Below are 5847 nucleotides of genomic sequence, written 5' to 3'. Positions count from 1 at the left end.
GGTTAAGAGAGGAAAAGTGTTCAGGCAATCTTTGCGTCAGTTCACACTTCAGCAGCATTGAACCGGTTAGGCTGAGATAAAAACAAAGGAGAGGTAAGGCATGAGTAATAAGTTTCCTGACAATTTCTTATGGGGTGGCGCGGTTGCCGCGCATCAGGTAGAGGGTGGATGGAACTGTGATGGTAAAGGCGTGAGCATCGTTGATGTGCTTACCAAAGGTGAGCACGGCGTGCCGCGTAAGATTACCGAGCAAGTCCAGGCTGAAGAAACGTATCCCAACCATCAAGCGGTTGATTTTTACCATCGTTACCGCGACGACATTGCGATGTTCGCAGAGATGGGATTTAAATGCTTTCGGACGTCGATAGCGTGGTCCCGTATTTACCCAAATGGGGATGAAGCGACCCCTAACGAAGCGGGGCTGGCGTTTTATGATGGATTGATTGATTGCTTGTTAGAGCATGATATCGAGCCTGTCATTACATTGTCGCACTTTGAGATGCCGCACCACCTTGTCAGTGAATATGGTGGCTGGGCAAATCGAGCGGTCGTGGATCACTTCGTTCGTTTTTGTGAAGCCGTATTAACGCGCTACCGTGACAAAGTCACCTATTGGATTACCTTTAACGAGATCAATAACCAGCTTAACTGGGATTATCCTTTATTTGGTTATTGTAATTCGGGGGTGGTGTTTACCGAGCACGACCACCCTGAGCAAACCTTGTATCAAGTGCTACATCACCAATTTGTGGCCAGTGCCAAAGTGGTCGCACTGGGGCATGTGATTAATCCTGAATTTAGCATTGGCAGCATGATCCACATGATGCCTTTGTATCCTGCGACGTGCCATCCGGATGACATGTTAGCATCACAGCAAGCGATGCGAGATAAATACCTGTGCAGTGATGTACAGATAAGGGGTCATTACCCTCACTACATTTGGCCTCAATGGGCAAGCAAAGGGATTAAGGTGGTGATGCACGATGATGATGCGCAGATCTTAAAAAATGGTCAGGCGGATTTTTTGGCAATCAGTTACTACATGACCAATATTGTCGATGCTAATCCGCCAGAACAAGATGAAAATGCCTTGTTCAGCGCTAGTCGATTGAATCCACATTTGCCGGCGTCGGATTGGGGCTGGCAGATCGATCCGAAAGGGCTACGTTATGCACTTTCAGAGTTGTACGAACGCTATGAATTGCCCATTTTTGTGGTTGAAAATGGTCTAGGGGCGGTGGATATTCCCGATCAAACCGGCGCAATCAACGATGATTATCGTATCGACTATTTGTCGCAACACATTGAAGCGCTTGAAGAGGCGATTTCACTCGATGGTGTGGATGTGATGGGATACACGCCTTGGGGATGTATTGATTGTGTATCTTTCACCACCGGAGAATACCGCAAGCGGTATGGGTTCATTTATGTTGATCGTCATGACGATGGCAGTGGTGACTTTTCTCGCTCCCGTAAAAAAAGCTTTGACTGGTATAAACAGGTCATTGCCAACAATGGCTTGACGGGCTAGAGGATAGGCTAAAAGGGACGCGTTCGGCGTCCCTTTTGCTTTTATCGCTATACGACCGCTAGGATGAAGATGACGGTTTACACGTTAGGTTGATAATCAAATTCAATCACTTCGCCGTATTCAATGCCTTGTTCACGATAACCCACGATCGCCTCTATCACATTAAAATGTGCGACGACGGCAATGGTTGAATACTCGTGATACATGTCGAGCACAGCGCTCACGCGACGGTGCAAAGCTGTTGCGGATTCATAACCGGCGTTAGTAACCTCATTACCGTTGGCAAACAGCTCTCTATACTCAATCCAGCGACGATCGCGTTCAGAAAGAGGAATATAGCTCCCCTTTATATCCGCTTGCCATTCGCGTAAATCGTGCTCAACAAACAGATCTTTTTGCAGCTGTCGGTTGAGAATTTCTGCTGTTTGCAGGGCGCGCGTATAAGGCGACGACAATATAATATCCGCTTGTTGTAAGGCAGAGTGATTGGCCAAGGCCTGGATGTCTGGAATACACGCACGTTGTAGTGGCGCATAATCTTTTTCTAACTGACTCATCTGACGAGCATCTGCCAAAGCGTAATCGGTTTTTCCATGGCGGACAAAGACGACTTTCATCGGACTTCCTTCTCTAGCGTCGATCATGGTTATCAGCTTGCGGACATGTTTAGCAAGTGACATCCATTTGGACCAACGGTTGCTACAACCTCATTTGACATTGGGTTGTAGCATACCGTCATGATGCTGTCATGAAACGGCAGAAGGATAAAGGACATGACGTGAGCGAGCTCGCTATTTTTGATGATGGCGGTCAAGTATATTAATACGATTCCGTCCTTCCTCTTTCGCTTGATACAGACGTTGGTCTGCCATTTCTAGCAGATAAGAGTCAGTGGTTTCATCGGTCGGTTGCAAAATGATCCCGCCAATGCTCACTGTAATCGTCTTGCCATCTGGGTTTTTCGCATGGGTGAGGCCAAGTGCCGCAATGTCATCATGAATCGCATCAGCTAATGCATGAAGCTGAGAGGCGTAGTGGGTTGAAAGCGTGATAGCAAACTCTTCTCCTCCAAACCTTGCAACCGAGCCTTGAAAGGCTTGGGTTTGCTTGAGCAGTACCCGCGCAATCTTAGTGAGTACATCATCGCCTTTTAGATGCCCATACTCATCGTTGTACGCTTTGAAGTGATCGACATCGATCATCATTACCGCAACAGGTAAGTCATTCTCAATACCATGACGGATATGGCTCTTTAGCTCACGTTTAAAGGGGCGGCGTGTGCTCAAGCGGGTGAGGTCATCTGTCTCTGCCTGTACTTTCAGTTTTTCGTTGGCTGCGATCAGTTCTTCTTGCAACTGTTCCATAGCAAAGTGGTTGCGCTCTCGAATCATGACTTCACTAATCGCCGTCGCAAAGCGCTTCAATAGTAACGTTTTGTTGTTATCCCAGATAAACGGTAATTGACGATTCGCCACCGTGATCATCCCAAAGCTCTTGCGGCCGTCGGTTAGTGGAAAAGCCGCAAAAGAGAGAATATGTCGTTGACGCAACCACGATCGTTCATTCATGGCATCATCGCCCAGCTGGCCAACGTGAGGGACCACCAATGTATCGGTATCTGCAAGCCAGCGTTTTATCATGTGCATGTCACTTAAATCCACTGTTTTTGGTGCAAAGTCGGCCTCTTCTGGCCAATAACAGCGACGTTCAGCGCGGTTCGAATCAAAGGCATACCAGCCGATGGCCTCTGCTCCTAATAGTGACGCCATTTGCGGGAAAATAAGCTCAACGTCCTCGGTGATATGTTGAGAGTCAGCGCGTAGAAATTGAATCGAGATATCAGCCAGTAATGAGCTCGCATTCGACTGCCAGTTTAGTGCTTTTGTGCGTTGTTCTACCTGATCTTCAAGTAACGTCTGATGTTGGCGTAGCTCGCGTTCTGTGATGCGTTTTTGTAATAAATCGTCTTTGATTCGGGACTGGAGCGAATTGATTGAACGAGAAACTTTACCAATCTCATCATTACGTTGAATTAATTGAACCGGCACACTACTTTGGCTGATTCTATCGGCTTGGTAATAGTCTAAAGTCGTTGCAAGTTGCTTGAGTGGCCGAGAGCAAAGCCGATTTAGCACCCAGAGAATCAACAATGAAATCATCAATGTTTCGGTAAAATGAACGGCAGCAATAGGCACGGTACTACTCAATGCTTCACGCTTTACCTCGCTGTGATCAAGAACGATATTCAGAGTACCAATATTATTACCTTGAACACTCAGCAGTGCTTGGTGGTTGGCGTCACAATGACGACTGGTGTGATTAACTTCGGTAACCGTCGTGCCATCAAAACCTGTGACGTCGACCCGACAGACGGTGGGCGTCATCGCTAACCCTTTGACACTGCGGCGTACGAGTTCTAAATCAACAATCCATAATGCATGGCTAATGACCCGAGCTGAATTTTGGCTGCGGCTTTCCACCAGTTGCGTTGTGGTTGTTAGTGCTCGCTGATAGTTGATATACATTTGCGTCAGGGTCGTCCCAATAGCAAAGAGCAAACTAATGGCGAGCACGATAAAGGCGACGCGAGTTTGAAGACCACGTAAATTTATAGCGCGTTTTGTCACTTAGTTATCCATATCCGTTGAATGAGGCGTACATCGGCTTTCGGTCCGTCGAGCCATTTTTAAAAATGGAATCTCGTGCCAAGCTTGTTTGCGCAACTGTGTAAAAAAGCGTGAATCGGGTGTAATTAAACGAAAAAGTGCATTATTGCATCTTTTTGGTATTGGTAAGCCGCTATCGTGCGCATAAATATGGCTTAATGCAAGACCGGCTGCGGTGAAATGCCCACCTCCCAGTGCTGAAATAGTACCAGCCTCACGTAAAGCGAGCACCTTTTCTGATGTGTTGACTGTGGCAAAGAAGATATCCTCGCCTGGTGTCTTTCCTGCTTGCTTCGCGGCTTTCATTGCGCCAAAGGCCATGTGGTCATTGGCCGTCCACACGTAACGTACATCCGGGTAACGTTGCAACAAGGTGTGCATCTGCTCTTGGCTAATAGACTCGTCCCATTGACCATGGACAATCTGACGCAAAGTAATATTTGGTTGCTCATCAAAAAAACGTTGCCCCCCCGCTTCGCGTTGAACGGAGGCTGGCGTGGTGAGATCGCCCGAAATCATGACAGCGTCGCCAGACTCATTGTTACCTGCGTTTACCATTGCCTTCGCGATCGTATGACCAATGGCCTCGTTATCCGGAATGATGCTAGCTAGGAGATATTCTTGCCAATGCGTATCTTTTTCTATGGACATTTTTGTCTGTTCATCTATATCGTTTAAGATGACCTGAACGTAAATGGGATAATCGCGTAACATCGGTAGCAGATCATCCGCGGCTAATTTCTCATTAACGATGATGACATAATCGGGACGAGTCGGTTTATTTAAAGTGGCAGAGAGAATTTGGCGCATTGCAAAGTGATTACGATCTGCATGTCGAATGGTAAGGTCAAGATTCAACGCCTTGTCAGCAGCCTTGGCGTAATCGTCTACATCCTGCCAAAAGCTCTCATTGGCAAAGCCTGGATTGATAAAAAGTACTCTCGCCTGTTGTTGCGTCGTCGCGTAGGCAAGCGTATTGAAGAGCATGGCCACAGACGCAATCATCCATACCAACAGTGTGTTTTTCATTCTTATTACCAATCCTCGTATGTTTTTTCCCTTTTAGATATGATAGCGCATCTGTATAGGATTGATTGCGATGAAATCTTACAACAATAAAAAGACGTTTAAGCGCCATTTCCCAATGGATTTTTATGGCGACGGTGAAGGATGGCGTTTTGCTGTGCGTGCCGAATCTCCTGGCCAAGTTTTAGCGGCTAAATGCTGGGTTGCTTGTTTGAGTGTTCGCCGTCGAGCCTTTCGTATTGTTGATTTAGCTGTCGATAGCTTTAATTATGTGGATGGTGTGTTTGACGCGGCAGGATTGACTGGTATTGAGTTGGGGGCAAACATGCGTATTCGGCGTCAGGGGCAAGTGGTTACGGTCGATGCATTGAACAACCGGTATGGTGCTTTGTGGACCCACCGCGAGGCGTCTATTTCATCGGTATGTATCAAGCCTGCTAACAAGATCGCAATCTCTTAGTCTCCCGCTGCTCGATAAGGCTATCCAGTGTCATACTGAAAAGAAAAGGCGGCAGCGTATGGTTTTTCTCGTCATAACAGCACTTACCGTTTTAGGTGGCGTGCTGGCAGGTGAACACTTTCATTCCTATCTTTTAGGCTTTGGCGTCGCTAGTACAGCCGTGG

5 protein-coding genes are annotated in these 5847 nt (G+C 47.1%); 2 read left to right on the top strand and 3 right to left on the bottom strand.

Annotated features, from left to right (window positions below; translation table 11 throughout):
* Nucleotides 1-100 precede the first annotated feature (100 nt).
* On the top strand, nucleotides 101-1531 hold the full coding sequence (locus BZG79_RS10615) for a 6-phospho-beta-glucosidase (RefSeq protein ID WP_077774367.1): 1431 nt from the start codon (nucleotides 101-103) through the stop codon (nucleotides 1529-1531).
* Nucleotides 1532-1608: 77 nt separating this feature from the next.
* Here the strand turns inward: BZG79_RS10615 and BZG79_RS10610 are convergent, their stop codons facing one another.
* From BZG79_RS10610 to BZG79_RS10600, 3 genes are all read right to left on the bottom strand, one after another.
* Nucleotides 1609-2148 (bottom strand): histidine phosphatase family protein, encoded by a 540-nt coding sequence (locus BZG79_RS10610; protein WP_077669705.1) that lies wholly within the window; start codon nucleotides 2146-2148, stop codon nucleotides 1609-1611.
* 174 nt (nucleotides 2149-2322) lie between these two features.
* Nucleotides 2323-4158, bottom strand: coding sequence for a GGDEF domain-containing protein (locus BZG79_RS10605; protein WP_077774366.1), 1836 nt, complete (start codon nucleotides 4156-4158; stop codon nucleotides 2323-2325).
* A complete protein-coding gene (locus BZG79_RS10600) occupies nucleotides 4159-5226 on the bottom strand; it encodes an ABC transporter substrate-binding protein (RefSeq protein ID WP_077774365.1) in 1068 nt (355 codons plus the stop codon). It abuts the gene before it with no gap.
* Nucleotides 5227-5296: 70 nt separating this feature from the next.
* Here BZG79_RS10600 and BZG79_RS10595 point away from each other — a divergent pair, with 70 nt between their 5' ends.
* Nucleotides 5297-5683, top strand: a complete 387-nt coding sequence (locus BZG79_RS10595) for a hypothetical protein (RefSeq protein WP_077774364.1) — start codon at nucleotides 5297-5299, stop codon at nucleotides 5681-5683.
* Nucleotides 5684-5847: the final 164 nt, after the last annotated feature.

The sequence above is a fragment of the Salinivibrio sp. MA427 genome, assembly GCF_001996115.1.
GTDB lineage: Bacteria > Pseudomonadota > Gammaproteobacteria > Enterobacterales > Vibrionaceae > Salinivibrio > Salinivibrio costicola.
This window is presented reverse-complemented; position numbering and strand designations above follow the sequence as displayed.

Excerpts from the sequence above, each read along its gene's own strand:
- BZG79_RS10595 (WP_077774364.1), top strand. The coding sequence starts at position 5,297 with ATGAAATCTTACAACAATAAAAAGACGTTTAAGCGCCATTTCCCAATG.
- BZG79_RS10600 (WP_077774365.1), bottom strand. The coding sequence starts at position 5,226 with ATGAAAAACACACTGTTGGTATGGATGATTGCGTCTGTGGCCATGCTC.
- BZG79_RS10610 (WP_077669705.1), bottom strand. The coding sequence starts at position 2,148 with ATGAAAGTCGTCTTTGTCCGCCATGGAAAAACCGATTACGCTTTGGCA.
- BZG79_RS10615 (WP_077774367.1), top strand. The coding sequence starts at position 101 with ATGAGTAATAAGTTTCCTGACAATTTCTTATGGGGTGGCGCGGTTGCC.